Below are 15,032 nucleotides of genomic sequence, written 5' to 3' on the forward strand. Positions count from 1 at the left end.
TCGCGGCGCCGGCAGGTCGTCCAGCGGACACGGGTCGTGCCCGGATGGTGGCGTTAGCGCGATATAACCTCCGTGGAGTTCCTCACTTCGGTCGACGTCACTGGGGTGGGGCCGGGTCGCGTCGTGCGGCGGGGGGATGGACGTGGCGGTGATGCCGCCGGGTGTGGCGCCACTGGACGAGATGGACCCGACCAGCCTCGGGCCCTACCAGCTGCTCGGCCGGCTCGGTGACGGCGGCATGGGCAGCGTCTACCTTGCCCGTCGCGCCGACGGGCCCGACGCCCGGCCACTCGTCGCGGTCAAGGTGATCCGGCCCGACCTGGCCCGGATCCCGCAGTTCCGGGAACGGTTCCTGCGGGAGGCCCAGGCAGCCCGCCGGGTCGCGCCGTTCTGCACCGCCGCCGTCCTCGACGTCGCCACCGACGGCGCACGCCCCTACCTGGTGACCGAGTACATCGACGGCCCGACCCTGGGGGTCGCGGTCCGGGAACGCGGGCCTCTGGCCACCGGCGAGCTCGACCGTCTCCTCATCAACATCGCCTCGGCACTGACCGCCATTCACGCCGCCGGCGTCGTCCACCGGGATCTCAAGCCCGGCAACATCCTGCTGTCGTCGTCCGGCGCCCGCGTCATCGACTTCGGCGTCGCCCGCGCGCTGGACAACGCCACCCTGACCCAGGGCTCGATCGGCACTCCCGGATTCATGGCTCCAGAACAGGCCCTCGGCCGTCCCGCCGCGACCCCGGCCGACATCTACGCCTGGGGCGCTGTCACCCTTTTCGCCGCCACCGGCCGCACCCCGTTCGGTAACGGGCCAACCCCGGTGATCCTGCACCGCGTCGTCCATGACACCCCGGACCTCACCGGCATCCCCGGCGCGCTGAGGCCGCTCGTCGCCCAGGCCATGGCCAAGAAACCCGCCGAACGCCCCAGCGCCGAGCAGCTCCTCCTCGCCCTCCACCATCTCCGCGGCGTCCTGGATCCAGACAGCTCCCGCGGCGCCGCACCACATCTCGCCAGCCTCGACACCGCCGAGACGGACGCGGCGTCCACCGGCCCGCTCCCGGTGCCGGCACCGGCCACGCCCCCGCCGACCTGGCCGGCCGGTGAGGCGGCACCGACCGCCCAGCAGGCAGACCACACATCGCCACGCCAGGACCCGGCCATCACCGCCCCGCCGACCCGGCGGCGGTCTGCCCGACGTCGACCGGGCAACGTCCTGATCGCCGCGCTCGCCACCGCGATAGTGGCCGCGGTCGCCATTCCCGCGATCATCCTCACGACAGGCGGCGGGGACGGGACTGGTGGCAGCCCGGGGACATCGCCGACGACGCCGGTGCGGACCGCCACGACGACGACCGCGGGGAGACTCGCCGCCACCGCGCCCAGCCCCTACAGTCGTCCTCTGCTCGGCGACGCCGCGGAGTTCCTGGGCAGCCGGACCGTCGCCGTTCGAGACGTCGCCGCCGCCGGGACCATTCACTTCTACAACGTCACGGACCCCGGAGATCCGGTCACCATCGGCGGGACCACCACGGACAGCTGGGGTTTCGCGTCGTCGTCCGACGGCCATATCCTCGCCGCCGAGGAGATCGGCGCCGCCGCCGACATCGACGTCGCAGACAACCAGGTCCGCCTCTGGAACGTCACGGATCTCGCCCACCCCGTACAGCTGGGCGAGGCCTTCACCGTCGCCCAGATCCAGAACACCGTCCACCTGGCGCTGTCGCCGGACGGCCACATCCTCGCCACGGCCGCGGACACGGTCCAGCTCTGGGACATCACCGAACCCACCAGGCCCTCGCGCATCGGCGGGCCGGTCGTCACCAAGGACGCCTACGGGCCGGTGGCGTTCTCCCCCGACGGCCGAACGCTCGCCACCACCGGAGCCGGCGCCTTCCAGCTCTGGAACGTCACCAACCCCGCGAGTCCCATACCGCTCACCGAACCGGTCGGCGCCGGGCATACCGCGCGGCTCCTGTTCGCCCGCGGCGGCCATCTCCTGGTCGTCCTCGGCGGCGACATCCGTATCTGGGACCTCGCCAAGCCCACCGCCCCCACCCCTGTCGGACCGCCCATCTCCGTCGGTGAGACGGTTGGCACGAATGACATCGCCCTGTCCCCCGATGGCACGACCCTCGCCTTCGCCGGCAGCGCGGACCAGACCGTCCGCTTCTGGGACGTCACCGATCCCGCCAAGCCCCACCCCGTCGGCCAGACACTGCCCACCTCGGGGAACTGGGTGCGGTTCTCACCCGACGGCCGCGTCCTCATCGCCGCCGAAAGCGGCGACAAGCTCCGTCTCTGGAACCTGCACTGACCTCCGCCGCGCGGGCGGGTCGTGCTCAGACCCCCGGCGAGGCGCGGTAGGCGGTGACGGTGCGCAGGTCGGCCTCGATGGCGGCGGCGGCCACGCGCAGCCGAGGCAGCAGCACACCGCGGGCGTGCTCGGGCGGGACCCGGCCGGCGGGCATGGACACGTTCGCCGCGGCGACCACCCGGCCGGCGCGGTCGCGCAGCGGCACGGCCAACGACTGCAGCCCCTCCTCGAGCTCGCCCGTCACCAACGCGTAGCCGTCGCGGGCGGCGTCGGCGACCAGGGCGCGCAGCCGCTCCGGATCGGTGACGGCGCGCGCCGTCGGGCCGGCCGCCGGCAGGCGGGAGAGCCGCTCAGCGAGGGCGGCAGGCGGCTGGTCGGCGAGCAGCACGCGGCCCATCGCCGTCGGGTACGCCGGGAACCGCGTTCCGATGGTGATCGCGACGCTCATGATCCGGCTCGCCGGGACGCGGGCGACATAACGGATCTCGTCCCCGGCCAGCACCGCCACCGACGCCGACTCGCGTACCGCGGCGACGAGCTCGGTCAGGTGCGGCTCGGCCAGGTCGGCGAGCGAGAGGCCGGTGACCGCCGCGTAGCCCAGCTCCAGCACCCGGGGTAGCAGCCGGAAACGGCGCCCGTCGCTGGCGACGTAGCCCAGGTGGCCGAAGGTCAGCAGCGAGCGGCGCACGGTCGCCCGGGGCAGTCCGGTGGCCCGCGCCAGGTCGGCGAGCGTCGGGGCCCGCGAGCCGGCGCCGAACGCGCCGAGCACCGCGAGGCCCCGGGCCATCGACTGCAGGTAGCCGGAACCGAGCTCTGCCTTGGTCTCGCGCAGCAGGTCCGCGTTTGGCCAGGCGTCCGACCCGGCGTTCGGGGCGGCCGCGTCGGCGGCGAGCGCCGCCTCCGCGTCGAGGGCGGCCGCGCGCAGCCGGGGCAGGACGTCGGCGGCGAGCGAGCTCGCGGTGTGCCGGCTGGTATGGCTGACGACACTGAGTGCGGCGATGACGTGGCCGGCGGTGGGCGAGCCGGGCCGGCGGTCGTGGATCGGGGTGGCGACGGCGATCAGCCCGGCCTCGACGAGCTGGTCGTCGACCGCGTGGCCGGCCCGGGCGGCCGCGGCGCTTCGGGCGGCGAAGCCGGTGACGGCGCCCGCCTCGGGTCCGGGGGCCGAGTCCTCTACGTCGCCGGGGCCCGCGATCGGAGTACCGGCCGGGTGGGACGCCGGTGACCACAGCGCGGGGAAGCCGGTGTAGCCGGGGTCGGTGTCGACCCGGGCGCGCCAGGCCGCCCAGCGCGCCGGCGCCCAGTCGGCGGCGAACAGCGCGCCGGGCGCGCACCGCTCGGCCGGCAGCAGGTCGCCGACCCGGAACACCGGCGACATGGCGCGCCGTCGGGTCACCTGCAGGACGAACCGGACGCCATCGCCGTCCGGCACCGCGACCGAGACCGACTCGTCGAACGTGTCCGCCAGGCGCGCCGCGGTCGCGGCGAGCACGTCCGGGATCCGGCACGAGGCGAGGTAGGCGTTGCCGAGGGCCGCGAGCCGCGGCGCGAGGGTGACCGTACGGCCGTCCTGGCGGACCAGGCCGTCGGCGGCCAGGGTGGCGGCCACCCGGTCGACGGTGGCGCGGGCGAGGCCGGTGGCGCGGGCGACCTCGGCCAGCGGGGCCGGGCGGGGCCCGACGGCCGGGCCGGAGTCGGCGCGGGCCGCGAGCCAGCGCAGCACGGCCAGGCCCCGCTCGAGCGGCCCGACGACGTCGCCACGGTCGGTGGCGGGGTCAGTGCCGCCGGCGGGGGCGTCACGATCGCCCGCGGATGCGGCGGGCGGACGGTTCCCGGTCGGGTACGTCGGCGTCGTGGCGGCCATAGGTCTCCTGATGCTGACACGCATGAGAAGACAACCGAAACTCGGGTCGACTACGAACGATGGTTCGACAGGCGAACCTCGGAGGTCTGGTCGCCGGGCCCCTGCCCGGGTACGGCCAGATCAGGCGAGGCCGACGCGGCAGGACCTCGGGTCTCTCGTGTCCGCGCGAGGCCGGGGGCCGGGTGGGTCAGCCGGAGGTCGCCGCGTCCGCGCCGGCATGGGCGTCGAGGTGGCCGGAGGCGATCAGGGCCAGCAGGAACACGCCGAGGGCGACGCGGTAGATCACGAACGGGGCGAAGCTCTTCGTCGAGATGTACCGCAGGAACCAGGCGATCGCCGAGTAGCCGACGACGAAGGCGATCACGGTGGCGAGGATCGTCGGCCCCCAGGCCACGTCGCCGTCGGAGCCGTCCGCGACCGACTTYAGCTCGAACAACCCGGAGGCGAGCACGGCCGGGATCGCGAGCAGGAACGAGTAGCGGGCCGCCGCTTCCCGGGTGTAGCCGAGGAAAAGGCCACCGCTGACCGTCGCGCCCGAGCGGGACACACCGGGTATCAGCGCGAGCGACTGGGCAAGCCCGTAGAGCACACCGTCCCGGGTGGTCAGGTCCTCGACGGTCTTGCGCCGGCGTGGGAACGCATGCCGGCCCTGCCTGCCCGCCTGCGCGGCGTACCAGTCCGCGGCGCCGAGGACGAGGCCGAGCACGATGAGCGTCGTCGCGATCAGCCGCAGGTCCCGGAACGGGCCCTCGATGGAGTCCTTGAGCGTCACGCCAAGGATGGAGATCGGGATCGACCCGATGATGATCAGCCAGCCCATCCGGGCTTCCTGGGATCCGCGGTACTTGGGGTTCACCAGGGACCGAGCCCAGCTGGAGACGATCTTGGCGATGTCCTTGCGGAAATAGAGGATGACGGCGGTCTCGGTGCCGATCTGGCTGACGGCCGTGAACGCGGCGCCCGGGTCCGGCCAACCCACCAGTGCCGGCAGGATGCGCAGGTGCGCGCTGGACGAGACCGGCAGGAACTCGGTGAGTCCCTGGACCAGGCCGAGGACACCACCCTGGAACCAGTTCACGCGGCCGCCACACGGGAGTGCCGGACGGCGCCCAGGCGGCCGGCCTCGCGGGTGGTCACCCCGCGGGCGGGCAGGGCGGAGGCGTCTCCGGGGGTGCCGACGTGGGTGGCGTCTACGGCAAGGGCGCCACGGCTCTCGGGCTGACCGCCCGGAGGAGTTCCGTACCTGGTCACGAGGCCTGACAGTAGCCGACGTCATCGCGCTGCCGGCAGTCAGCCCATGCCCGCCCACAGCGGGCACACCGGCCGGTCCGCTTTGCCGGCGATGAGTCTTTTTCCGGACCTGTTGGCCCGGCAGAGCTAGTCTGTCCTCGGACAGGACCGCCGGACGAGCCTCCGCCCGCGGGCCGGCCGCGGCCGTCATCGGGATCCGGCCGCCCGGCATCGCGCCTGGCGCCGTCGGCGGCTACCGTCTGAGGCGGGCCTTCAGACGCGGCACCGACTCTCGCCGTCGATGGTCCGTCGATGGTGGGGTCGCGGCCGGTGGTGGATGTCTGACCGATAGGACCTATGACTCTCGGTACGTTCAGGAAACTTGGACTGAACGGAGAGGAAACTCCGGTAGAACAGGCTGCGTGATGTGCGGACTCCACAAGGAACCTCTCCGGGGCGAGCGGTCCACCTTCCCACCCGTCGCCACCCCCAGCCCGCCCATCCGCCCGCGGCTGCTTCTCGTCCCGGCTCCGACGCCACCGGCCCTACCGGCCATCCRCCCGAGCACCGGCCGGTCGACGACCAACCGACGCCTCCGCACGCGGAGATTTCCCCCGTTCGGCACGCCCAACCCGTCCGGCGCGCCCAGCCCGTCCGGGTCCCGGCGCCCCGCGGCCCCGAGCCCGAGCCGGCTCGACCGCGGGCGACGGGTATGACCGCCTCGACCGCACGCCCAGGCGCATCGAACGCTCGGTACCGGGTCGCGCGCGAGACCGTCCTGTCGGTCACGGCGGCCCGTGACGGGCGCACCGAAGAGCTCGCCGTCGAGATCGTCGAGGCCGCGAGGCTGCTGTGGCGGGTCGTCGGTGCCGAGAAGCCGACCGCGACCCCGGCGGCGTTCGAGAAGCTGCGCCCGCGCCACATCCAGGTGCTGCGCCTGCTCGCCGGCCAGCCGGGCATGTCGGTGCGGCATGCCGCCGAGGCACTGTCGATGCGCCCGCACAATCTGAGCACCCTGATCACGGACCTGGTCGGCGCCGGCCTGATCGAGCGGCGCGGTGACCCACACGACCGCCGCGTCGCCCGCCTTTACCTGTCCCAGACGGCCCAGGCCGAGGTGGCGGGCGTCGAGCGAGATCTGCACTCCGCCGTCGTCGAGGTGCTCGCGCGGCTCACCGACGTCGACCAGGGCCGCCTCCGCGCCGCTCTCCCAGCACTGGGGCGCCTCGTCGCCGGTCTTGACGGTCCGACGCCGCCCGCGTCCGCGCGCTGACCCACAAGTCCCCGGCTCGGGTCCCGGCCTTCGGTCGCCGCCGCCCGGCCGAGGACGCCGCTCGCCGTCCGGGCGGGCTCTCGCGGAAAATCCCTTGAGATGACGCGGGCGCCGGGGCATTCTTGTTCCAGGCGCTCGAACGGAGCCCAGAACACCGAACAGCACGGCACAGAACAGAGCAGCGACGCACGGCGGCACGGTACCGAACGGCACGACACAGCACAGCACCCAGCAGCGCGACGCCGAGTGGCGGAGACGACCAGAGGAGGCCAGTGGCATGCGACCGACCTGCGAGCCCCTGCACCCTCAGGCCGATATCTTCCGAGGTCGGCTCTCATATCTGGCCGCGCCGATGTGGCTCACCGCCGCAAGCCCGGGGCTGACGTCCTGACCTGACAGGTCACTGGACTCAGACCGCCCCGGGAATCCACCCGCGAGGCGGTCTTCTCTTTTCCATGGGAATCGCCACCGGCGGATTATCCCCTAGGGATGTAGCTCAAAGGTAGAGCGGCGGTCTCCAAAACCGTTCGTTGGGGGTTCAAGTCCCTCCGTCCCTGCTCGCGCGCCCTTTTCGGGAAGCGCTCGCATGATTGACAACTCCACAGCGGACATGACACGCCAGGGCGCCATCCCTGGCACACCGGTGGCTGCGGGGCATCCTGCCCCACAGCCGCCGAGACGGGACGTGGGGTAGAGGTCGCCCACCTGATTTGGGATCAGGCCCACGTCGGTTCGAATCCGGCCGTCCCGACGACGCCGGCGCGCCCGAGGCCACCATCACGGTGACTCCGGCGCCCGGCGGCACACCCCTCTAGCTCAGAGGACAGAGCACCCGGCCGCGACCCGGGAGGCCACAGGTTCGACTCCTGTGAGGGGTACCAGCGGGGCGACCGGTCCCGCCGCACGCGGTCGTAGCTCAGTGGCAGAGCGAGTGCCTTCCAAGCATCAGACCGGAGTTCGATTCTCCGTGACCGCTCTCGGGAACCCCCGCGGTATGCCTCCGTAGCTCAGTTGGTAGAGCAGTCGCCTCGTAAGCGACAGGTCGGCGGTTCGAGCCCGCCCGGCGGCTCCGGGCCTGGAGGAGACGCGAAGGTACGCTTTTCGCGGCTCCTCCGGGTACTCCCGGTGGCATGGCGTGCCCTTGTAGCACAGTGGCAGTGCGTCCCCCCGGTACGGGGAAGATCGGCGGTTCGAATCCGCCCTTGGGCTCGGTTTCTCGTGTGGGCGTGGTGCAGTTGGCAGCACATCACCTTGCCATGGTGAAGGTCGCCGGTTCAAGCCCGGCCGCCCACTCCAGGGGTCTGTAGCTGAGAGGGATCAGCGCCCGCCTGAAAAGCGGGAGAGGAAGGCTCGGTACCTTCCGGACCCACGCGGTACCCGTGATGGGGTGTCGGCCAATGGCAGGCCGCCGGGCCCTGGACCCGGAAATAGAGGTTCGAGTCCTTTCACCTCAGCTCGCCCGGTCGTCTAGCTCATCAGGTCAGAGCACCCGTCTGATACGCGGGGGGCGCGAGGTTCAAGTCCTCGGGCGACCACTGTGACTGCTTTCCCACGCGCCGCGGCCCGCGGCGCCCCTGCACCCGCTCGCTACCGGCAGGCAGGGTTAAGGGCTAGGTACCAGCCCACGGGCCACCATGCCGCTCTAGCCCAACGGGCAGAGGCACCGCGCCGAGATCGCGGCCAGTGGAGGTTCGACTCCTCCGAGCGGCACTATGCTCCGTTGGAGTAAGAAGGTCAACTCGCCGGACTCTCAATCCGGAGACTGCGGGTTCAAGTCCCGCACGGAGCACTGGGCCGCGCCGCGGCCTTCTGGAAGATGAAGTCACCGTCGGGGTGGCCACCGTCCCGAAAACGGATGGGCGGCGCAGGCCGTTGGGGTTCGAGTCCTCCGTCTTCCGCGACCCGGCCCGCATGGCCCGCGACATGGCGGGCACGGACCGGCATTTGGCACCGCCACCTTGTAGTACCTGCCTACGTAGTACCTGCCCGTGTAGCTCAGTCGGCAGAGCAGCCGCCTCTTAAGCGGCATGGCGAAGGTTCGAGGCCTTCCACGGCTACGGCGGGGTAGAGGAGTTCGGCCGTCCTCACGGGGCTCATAATCCCGGAATCGTGGGTTCGAATCCCACCCCCGCTACCACGGACCGAGAGGTCCGACCGGCAGCGCTGGAAGAGCGCTGGAAGCTCGAGTTTCCACATGCCGGCCGGTCCAGGTCCGGAGCACATGGGGTCTTAGCTCATTAGGAAGAGCGTCTCCCTCGCACGGAGAAGGCACGGGGTTCGAATCCCCGAGGCTCCACTCGGCGCATGGTGACCGATGCCGAAGTGGTCGAGGCACCAGGTTGTGAACCTGGTACGAGAGGGTTCGAGTCCCTTCGGTCACCCCATTTTTGGGGCTGTAGCTCAGCGGTAGAGCGGCGGTTCGGCAGACCGTAGGTCGGGAGTTCGAGTCTCCCCAGTTCCACGATGCTGGTGTCGCCTAGCGGCCAGGGCACCTCCTTGTCAGGGAGGACAGCGGGGGTTCGAGTCCCCTCACCAGCGCGACGCCCGGGTAGCTCAGCAGGGAGAGCGGCTGCCTTACAAGCAGAAGGTCGGGGGTTCGAACCCCTCCCTGGGCACGCGCGCCGGCCACGACGGCCAGGCGCGACCGACCKCGCATAGTTCAACGGAGAGAACGCAGCCCTCCGACGGCTGAGGTTGTAGGTTCGAGTCCTACTGCGCGGACGAGGCCGGGGGGTTTCCACCCCGCGGTCACGTGGGACACATATGTCTCCGCGGGATCTCGCTGGCGCTGGGCACTGGTGAGCCCAACGGCCCGTAAAGCCGCCGCTTGCGCTGTGGGAGTTCAAATCTCTCCGCCAGCACCGAAGACTCGGACCGATGTCGCCGCCGGCGGCGCGCGCCGGGTGCACGCCCACGTAGCCCAACTGGAAGAGGCATCCGGTTCAGAGCCGGAATGTTGGGGGTTCGATTCCCTCCGTGGGTACCAGACGCCGAACGATGGAGGGTTGCCCGAGTCGGTAAGGGACGCGCCCGCTAAGCGCAGGTCGGGTTCTGCCCGCGGAGGTTCGAATCCTCCACCCTCCGCCAGGTCAGTCATGGCCAGCCGAGTCGTGTCCGCTGTGGAGATATCCCGTGCCACGTGTCGTGGGGCCCGCGCGTACGCACGCGGACCCCACGACCGCTGTCCTGGCTACCGAGTTCCCGGTTGCCGGGTCCAACCACCCCTGGCCTCAGAGCTACCCGGTTCGGCTACTGGGTTTCGGCCATCCCGGTTCAGGCGCCCAGCTGCGGGTCGCTCACCGACGGCTTGCCGTCCTCCAGATGCCCCGCGAAGGTACGCACCCACTTCGTGCCCGACACGGACACAGTGACGTCGTACCAGTTACCGAAGTCCTTGGTGTCAATCTTGACCTTGCGGTCCCCGGTGCCGCTCCCGCCCTGCTTGTCGTAGGCGCTGCGCACGTCGACGGTGACGTCCTTCGGCGCGTCGATGGACACCTGCAGGACAGGGGTGTTGGCCAACTGGCGCACTTCGACGTAGACCTTGTCCTTGCCCACGGTGCCCGCGAAGCGGCGGAAGAAGCCGTTGGGGCCGTGGATATGGACGTCATAGTCACCGGCGACCGGCCACGACGCCTTGAGCTTGGCGCCCGAGCCGACGGTGTAGCTGTGCGGCACGCCGACGGGCGCGAGCAGCCGGGCCTGGAAGTGCGCACCGAGGCGGCCGTCGTTCTCGAACTCGACCGCGAGGATGGCAGCGCCCACCTTCGAGGTCTCGTGGACGGAGAGGTCGTACGGCGTCGGCCGGGCCGGCTTCTGCCCCCGCTCCTGCTTCGGCATGGTGCCGGTCGCCGGCACGGCCGGGTTGTAGGTGGGGTGCCGGTCGCGGTCCTTCGGCGCCCACGAGCTGGTGTCGGGGAGCTTCGGCTTGTCAGTCCTGTCCTTCGAGAAGTCGAAGGCGGAGGTCAGGTCGCCACAGATCGCCCGCCGCCACGGGGTGATGTTTGGCTCCTTGACGCCGAAGCGCTTCTCCATGAACTGGATGATCGACGTGTGGTCGAACGTCTCCGAGGCCACCCAGCCGCCGACGCTCCACGGCGAGACGACGTACATCGGGACCCGCGGGCCGAGGCCGTAGTGGCCGTTGCCGAGCGGGCCGCGGTAGACCTCGTTGTCCGTCTTGACGGTGCTCGCGCCGGGAATCAGCTCGCTGTTCGGGTGCGGCGGGACGAGGTGGTCGAAGAAGCCGTCGTTCTCGTCGTAGGTGACGAGCAGGACGGTCTTGCTCCACACGTCGGGGTTGCTGGTCAGCGCGTCGAGGACCTTGGCGATGTACCAGGCGCCGTAGTTCGACGGCCAGTTCGAGTGCTCGCTGAACGCCTCGGGCGCGGTGACGTAGCTGATGCTGGGGAGCTTGTTCGCCTTGACGTCGGCGCGCAGCAGCTCGAAGTAGTCCTGGCCTGCCGCGGCCTTGGTGCCGACGCGCGCCTTCTCGTAGAGCGGGCTGCCAGGCTGGGCGTTGCGGTAGGTGTTGAAGTAGAGCAGCGACGTGTCGCCGTAGTTGCCGATGTAGGGGTCGCTGGTCCAGCCCCAGGAGCCGGCGGCGTCGAGTCCGGTGCCCTCGTCCTGGTAGACCTTCCAGCTGATCTTGGCGGCCTCAAGGCGCTCCGGGTAGGTCTTCCAGTCGTAGCCGAGCTCGTCGTTGTAGAGGACCGGGCCGCCGTCCTTGCCGTCGTTGCCGGTCCAGCCCGTCCACATGTAGTAGCGGTTCGGGTCGGTGTTGCCGACGAACGAGCAGTAGTACGCGTCACAGACGGTGAAGGCGTCCGCGAGCGCGTAGTGGAAGGCCGCGTCCTGGCGCTGCAGGTAAGCCATGGTGGCCGTGCCCTTGGCCGGCACCCACTGGTTGTAGACGCCGTTGTTGAGGGCCTGGTGGCCGTCGGTCCAGCTGTGCGGGAGGCCGGTGAGGAAGGCCGCGCCGAGGTCGGCGGCGTCCGGGTGGAACGGGAGCAGCTCGCCTGTGCCGTTGGGCTGGTTCCAGACCGGCTTGCCTCCGGGCAGGACCACCGGGTGCGGCTCGCCGAAGCCCCGGACGCCGCGCAGCGTGCCGAAGTAGTGATCGAAGGACCGGTTCTCCTGCATCAGGACGACGATGTGCTCGACGTCCTTGATGGTTCCGGTCCGGCGGTTGGCGGGGATCGCGGCGGCGCGCGCGATGCTCTGGTCGAGTGCGACCAGAGCGGCCGTCCCGCCGGCCAGGCTCAGGAACCTGCGGCGATCGATGTCGACCACGGATGCTCCTTGTCGAGGTTTGGGGGCCCCAGACTGGCGCGCCCTCCTCCACAACCGGCATCCGAGAGATGACGAACAAACGAAAAGCTGAGGTGCATCCGCCGCGGACCGGGGTGCGCCAACAGCCCCCCGGTCCGCGCTGGTCCGGACACCGACGACCAGATATCCGCCCGGTCAGGCGGGCGGATTGTCGGCGATGTGGTTGGCGGCGACGTAGCCGAAGGTCATCGCCGGGCCGATCGTGGCCCCCGAGCCGGTATAGCTGTGGCCCATCACAGCGGCGCTGGAGTTGCCCGCGGCATAGAGGCCCGGTATGACCGACCCGTTCGTCCGGAGCACCCGCGCCGACGCGTCGGTCACCATGCCGCCCTTGGTGCCGAGGTCACCTGGAACGATCTTGAATGCGTAGAACGGCGGCAGCCACAGCGCGGCCAGGCAGGAGTTCGGGACCACGCCGGGATCGGTGTAGTAATGATCGTAGGCGCTGTTGCCGCGGCCGAAGTCGGTGTCCTTTCCCCGCAGCGCGAAGCCGTTGAACCGGCTGACCGTGCTCGCCAGCGCGGAGCCAGGGACGCCGATCTTCGCGGCGAGGCCCTGGATCGTCGAGTCCTTGAACACCGCGCCGCTGTTGTACCAGGAGTCCGGGAACGGCAGCAGCGGCGCCACGTCCCTGAACAGGTAGCGGTTCCGGTAGTTCTGGTCGACGATCATCCAAGCCGGGATACACGGCGAGGTCGTGTTGCGTTGGTACATCACGTGGACGACGTCGCTGTACGGCGCCGCCTCGTTGACGAACCGCTGCCCGGCCTGGTTGACGATGATCGAACCTGGCAGCGTGCGCTCGGCCAGGCAGAAGTAGGACTGGTCGGGCAGGGGGATCGCCGGCCCCCACCAGGAGTCGTCCATCAGCGCCAGCGCGGCGCCGATCTCCTCCCCCGCCTCGATGCCGTCACCGGTGTTCTCCCGGGCGCCTACCGTCCAGCTCGTGCCGATCGGCTGTGCCTGGAACTCGGCGCGCATGCCGGCGTTGTGCTCGAAGCCGCCGGCCGCGACGACCACGCCACGCCGTGCCCGGATCGTGGTGTTGGTCCCGTTCAGCGTGGCGACCGCGCCGACCACCCGGCCGCCTTCCACGGCCAGGTCCACGAGCGGGGTGTTCAGCAGCACCGGGACGCTCGCCGCCGCCAGACCCGCCCGCAGGCCGCCGGCCAGCGCCTGGCCCATGGTGAGCGGCACCTGGCCGGCCAGTGACGCGGCGACTCCCCTGGCGGCGRCCTCGGCCGCGACCGCGACCCCACGCGCGTTCACGGCGGCGATGTTGAGCCACTTGTAGTCGGCGCTGTAGATCACCAGGCCGGCCGGCACCGGAATGTACGACGGATTGAGCCGGGCGAGCTCCGCGCCCAGCAGGTTGCCGTCGAACATGGCCGGTTCGAGGGACCGGCCGTTCGGCATCCCGCCGGGCAGCTCCGGATAATAGTCGGAATACCCTTCCATCCAGCGGAAACGCAGCGGGCTGTTGTTGAGGACGAACGTGATCATCGCCGGCCCGTTACTGAGGAAGGCGCTCTGCCGGGCGGCGGGCACATCGCCGCCGACCACCGCCGCCAGATAGGCCGCCGCCTTCGCCGGAGTGTCGGGCACTCCGGCCGCCAGGATCACCTGGTTGTTCGGGATCCAGATCCCTGCTCCTGACCGGGCCGCCGAACCACCGAAGGTCGGCGCCTTCTCGATGACGACTGCACTGAGGCCGCGCTTCGCGGCCCGCAGCGCCGCCGTCATCCCGGCGGCGCCGCAGCCGACGACCACGACGTCGTACTCGGTGGCGGCGAACGCGGGAGTCGCGAGGCCACTGAACAGGCCGGTGCTCAGCAGGCCGCCGGCCAGGGCCGCGCCGCGCAGCGCCGTGCGGCGGCTGAGTCCGGCGTGCTGGGCGGGGCGGGGAGCGTTCTGGGGCGACGGTAAGTCGGGATCCGAAACGGCATCCATCGACTGGTCCCTTCGGCGTCGGCGAAGTCTGCGCCGGTATCTCGGGTGGGCACGGCTTCGCGCGGGTGAGCAGGCAGAGATGACAGCTGCGCACAGGACGTGGGGGGCGAGCGGAACCGCCATGCGGAGAGTGGAAGGATCTTGACTCCCGATCGCGGAAACCAAGCATGCGCTTGCTTGTTTAGGTTGTCAACGCCGGATAGCGTTCGAAGTGTCGCTCACGGCGATCGCCGTTCCCCGCCGACCGGACCATCCCGAGCCGCCTATCTCACCTGAGCGGCCTTGCCGGCCGAGCCTGGCTCGCCCGGGCCCGCGGCCCCTCGACCAACCGCACGACGGCACGACGGCACGACGGCACGACGGCACGACGGCACGACGGCACGACGGCACGACGGCACCGGGATGCTCGGGTCGCGCCGTGCGCGCCGTCTCCTCAGGAGCGCACGAACCCCGCTTTGCCGGAGCCCGCCCGAGTGGCCGGGATGGACGGCTTGGGCAGCTTCCACTCCAGCTGCTCGACCATCCCCAGGATGCGGGTGAGGCGCAGCGAGCAGATCCGCCACTGGCCGTCATCGCATTTCCGGTACTCCTCGTGGTAATGCCCGTAGCCGTCCAGCTCCAGATCCCCCTCCGGGCCGGCGAACTTCACGTAGTCGTACATCGCCCAGATCCCACGCGCCTTCCCGGGACCTACGACCTCGATCTCCGGCATATGGCCGTGGTGAACGGTGACCGCGGCCCCGATCGCCCGCCGGATGAACGCGATGAACTCGTCGCGGCCGTTGAACTCCTCCTCGGGGACGTCACCGAGCCATCCACAGAAGTCATCGGTGAAGACGTCGGCCCACTCCTCCCACTTCTTCTCGTCCACCAGCCTCAGGTAACGAGCCTTGAGCTGCTTGATCTCCTCGATCTCGCCGAGAATAGAAATATCCACGGTTTCTCCCGCTCTAATCGATAGCGATCCCCGTGCGTGGGGTGTCCGTCGACGCCGGGCACGCCCGAGGCGAGCGGCCGAAACGAAGACCGAAGGCAGGCCCCAGCCATTCTCGAACCCGAACCGG

General features: G+C 70.8%; 7 protein-coding genes and 23 tRNA genes. 25 read left to right on the forward strand and 5 right to left on the reverse strand.

Features of this window, described 5'->3' with window-relative positions; all coding sequences use genetic code 11:
• The first annotated feature begins 136 nt into the window (after positions 1–136).
• Entirely contained in the window at positions 137–2,320 is a 2,184-nt protein-coding gene (locus BCD49_RS15600) for a WD40 repeat domain-containing serine/threonine protein kinase (RefSeq protein ID WP_007517090.1), read from the forward strand.
• 25 nt (positions 2,321–2,345) lie between these two features.
• Here BCD49_RS15600 and BCD49_RS15605 read toward each other — a convergent pair whose 3' ends face one another.
• Positions 2,346–4,184 carry an IclR family transcriptional regulator domain-containing protein gene (locus BCD49_RS15605; RefSeq protein WP_083401474.1) on the reverse strand — a complete coding sequence of 613 codons (1,839 nt, stop codon included), beginning with the start codon at positions 4,182–4,184 and terminating at the stop codon, positions 2,346–2,348.
• A 187-nt stretch (positions 4,185–4,371) separates the two neighbouring features.
• Complete coding sequence (locus BCD49_RS15610; RefSeq protein WP_007517088.1) at positions 4,372–5,262, reverse strand: undecaprenyl-diphosphate phosphatase; 891 nt, start codon at positions 5,260–5,262, stop codon at positions 4,372–4,374.
• A gap of 864 nt (positions 5,263–6,126) precedes the next feature.
• Between BCD49_RS15610 and BCD49_RS15615 the strand changes: the two genes are divergently transcribed.
• From BCD49_RS15615 to BCD49_RS15725, 24 genes are all read left to right on the forward strand, one after another.
• Positions 6,127–6,687, forward strand: a complete 561-nt coding sequence (locus BCD49_RS15615; RefSeq protein WP_007517087.1) for a MarR family winged helix-turn-helix transcriptional regulator — start codon at positions 6,127–6,129, stop codon at positions 6,685–6,687.
• Between the two features lie 485 nt (positions 6,688–7,172).
• Positions 7,173–7,244: transfer RNA gene (locus tag BCD49_RS15620), tRNA-Trp, on the forward strand.
• A gap of 122 nt (positions 7,245–7,366) precedes the next feature.
• Positions 7,367–7,438 (forward strand) — tRNA-Pro (locus BCD49_RS15625).
• Between the two features lie 54 nt (positions 7,439–7,492).
• Positions 7,493–7,568: transfer RNA gene (locus BCD49_RS15630), tRNA-Arg, on the forward strand.
• A gap of 24 nt (positions 7,569–7,592) precedes the next feature.
• A tRNA-Gly gene (locus BCD49_RS15635) sits at positions 7,593–7,663 on the forward strand.
• A gap of 20 nt (positions 7,664–7,683) precedes the next feature.
• Positions 7,684–7,756, forward strand: a tRNA-Thr gene (locus BCD49_RS15640).
• 68 nt (positions 7,757–7,824) lie between these two features.
• Positions 7,825–7,896, forward strand: a tRNA-Thr gene (locus BCD49_RS15645).
• Between the two features lie 11 nt (positions 7,897–7,907).
• Positions 7,908–7,983: transfer RNA gene (locus BCD49_RS15650), tRNA-Gly, on the forward strand.
• Between the two features lies 1 nt (position 7,984).
• A tRNA-Phe gene (locus BCD49_RS15655) sits at positions 7,985–8,056 on the forward strand.
• 14 nt (positions 8,057–8,070) lie between these two features.
• A tRNA-Gln gene (locus tag BCD49_RS15660) sits at positions 8,071–8,141 on the forward strand.
• Between the two features lie 7 nt (positions 8,142–8,148).
• Positions 8,149–8,222: transfer RNA gene (locus BCD49_RS15665), tRNA-Ile, on the forward strand.
• A gap of 101 nt (positions 8,223–8,323) precedes the next feature.
• A tRNA-Leu gene (locus tag BCD49_RS15670) sits at positions 8,324–8,397 on the forward strand.
• A gap of 4 nt (positions 8,398–8,401) precedes the next feature.
• Positions 8,402–8,476, forward strand: a tRNA-Glu gene (locus tag BCD49_RS15675).
• 197 nt (positions 8,477–8,673) lie between these two features.
• Positions 8,674–8,744 (forward strand) — tRNA-Lys (locus tag BCD49_RS15680).
• 1 nt (position 8,745) lies between these two features.
• Positions 8,746–8,824, forward strand: a tRNA-Met gene (locus BCD49_RS15685).
• 86 nt (positions 8,825–8,910) lie between these two features.
• Positions 8,911–8,983 (forward strand) — tRNA-Ala (locus BCD49_RS15690).
• 11 nt (positions 8,984–8,994) lie between these two features.
• Positions 8,995–9,071: transfer RNA gene (locus BCD49_RS15695), tRNA-His, on the forward strand.
• Positions 9,072–9,076: 5 nt separating this feature from the next.
• A tRNA-Ala gene (locus tag BCD49_RS15700) sits at positions 9,077–9,148 on the forward strand.
• A 4-nt stretch (positions 9,149–9,152) separates the two neighbouring features.
• A tRNA-Asp gene (locus tag BCD49_RS15705) sits at positions 9,153–9,225 on the forward strand.
• Positions 9,226–9,229: 4 nt separating this feature from the next.
• Positions 9,230–9,302: transfer RNA gene (locus BCD49_RS15710), tRNA-Val, on the forward strand.
• Between the two features lie 33 nt (positions 9,303–9,335).
• Positions 9,336–9,408, forward strand: a tRNA-Arg gene (locus tag BCD49_RS15715).
• Between the two features lie 60 nt (positions 9,409–9,468).
• Positions 9,469–9,548: transfer RNA gene (locus BCD49_RS43550), tRNA-Tyr, on the forward strand.
• A 48-nt stretch (positions 9,549–9,596) separates the two neighbouring features.
• Positions 9,597–9,673, forward strand: a tRNA-Leu gene (locus tag BCD49_RS15720).
• Between the two features lie 13 nt (positions 9,674–9,686).
• Positions 9,687–9,774: transfer RNA gene (locus BCD49_RS15725), tRNA-Ser, on the forward strand.
• A 186-nt stretch (positions 9,775–9,960) separates the two neighbouring features.
• Here the strand turns inward: BCD49_RS15725 and BCD49_RS15730 are convergent.
• The 3 genes from BCD49_RS15730 to BCD49_RS15740 form a co-directional block, all read right to left on the reverse strand.
• Positions 9,961–11,979 carry a phosphocholine-specific phospholipase C gene (locus BCD49_RS15730; RefSeq protein ID WP_007517085.1) on the reverse strand — a complete coding sequence of 673 codons (2,019 nt, stop codon included), beginning with the start codon at positions 11,977–11,979 and terminating at the stop codon, positions 9,961–9,963.
• Between the two features lie 174 nt (positions 11,980–12,153).
• Entirely contained in the window at positions 12,154–13,968 is a 1,815-nt protein-coding gene (gene kstD, locus BCD49_RS15735; protein WP_198939439.1) for a 3-oxosteroid 1-dehydrogenase, read from the reverse strand.
• Between the two features lie 433 nt (positions 13,969–14,401).
• Positions 14,402–14,905, reverse strand: a complete 504-nt coding sequence (locus tag BCD49_RS15740) for a nuclear transport factor 2 family protein (protein ID WP_007517083.1) — start codon at positions 14,903–14,905, stop codon at positions 14,402–14,404.
• Between the last annotated feature and the right edge of the window lie 127 nt (positions 14,906–15,032).

Origin of the sequence: Pseudofrankia sp. EUN1h (assembly GCF_001854645.1) — a bacterium.
In the GTDB taxonomy this organism is placed as follows: Bacteria; Actinomycetota; Actinomycetes; order Frankiales; family Frankiaceae; genus Pseudofrankia; species Pseudofrankia saprophytica.

Excerpts from the sequence above, each read along its gene's own strand:
- BCD49_RS15600 (WP_007517090.1), top strand. The coding sequence starts at position 137 with ATGGACGTGGCGGTGATGCCGCCGGGTGTGGCGCCACTGGACGAGATG.
- BCD49_RS15605 (WP_083401474.1), bottom strand. The coding sequence starts at position 4,184 with ATGGCCGCCACGACGCCGACGTACCCGACCGGGAACCGTCCGCCCGCC.
- BCD49_RS15615 (WP_007517087.1), top strand. The coding sequence starts at position 6,127 with ATGACCGCCTCGACCGCACGCCCAGGCGCATCGAACGCTCGGTACCGG.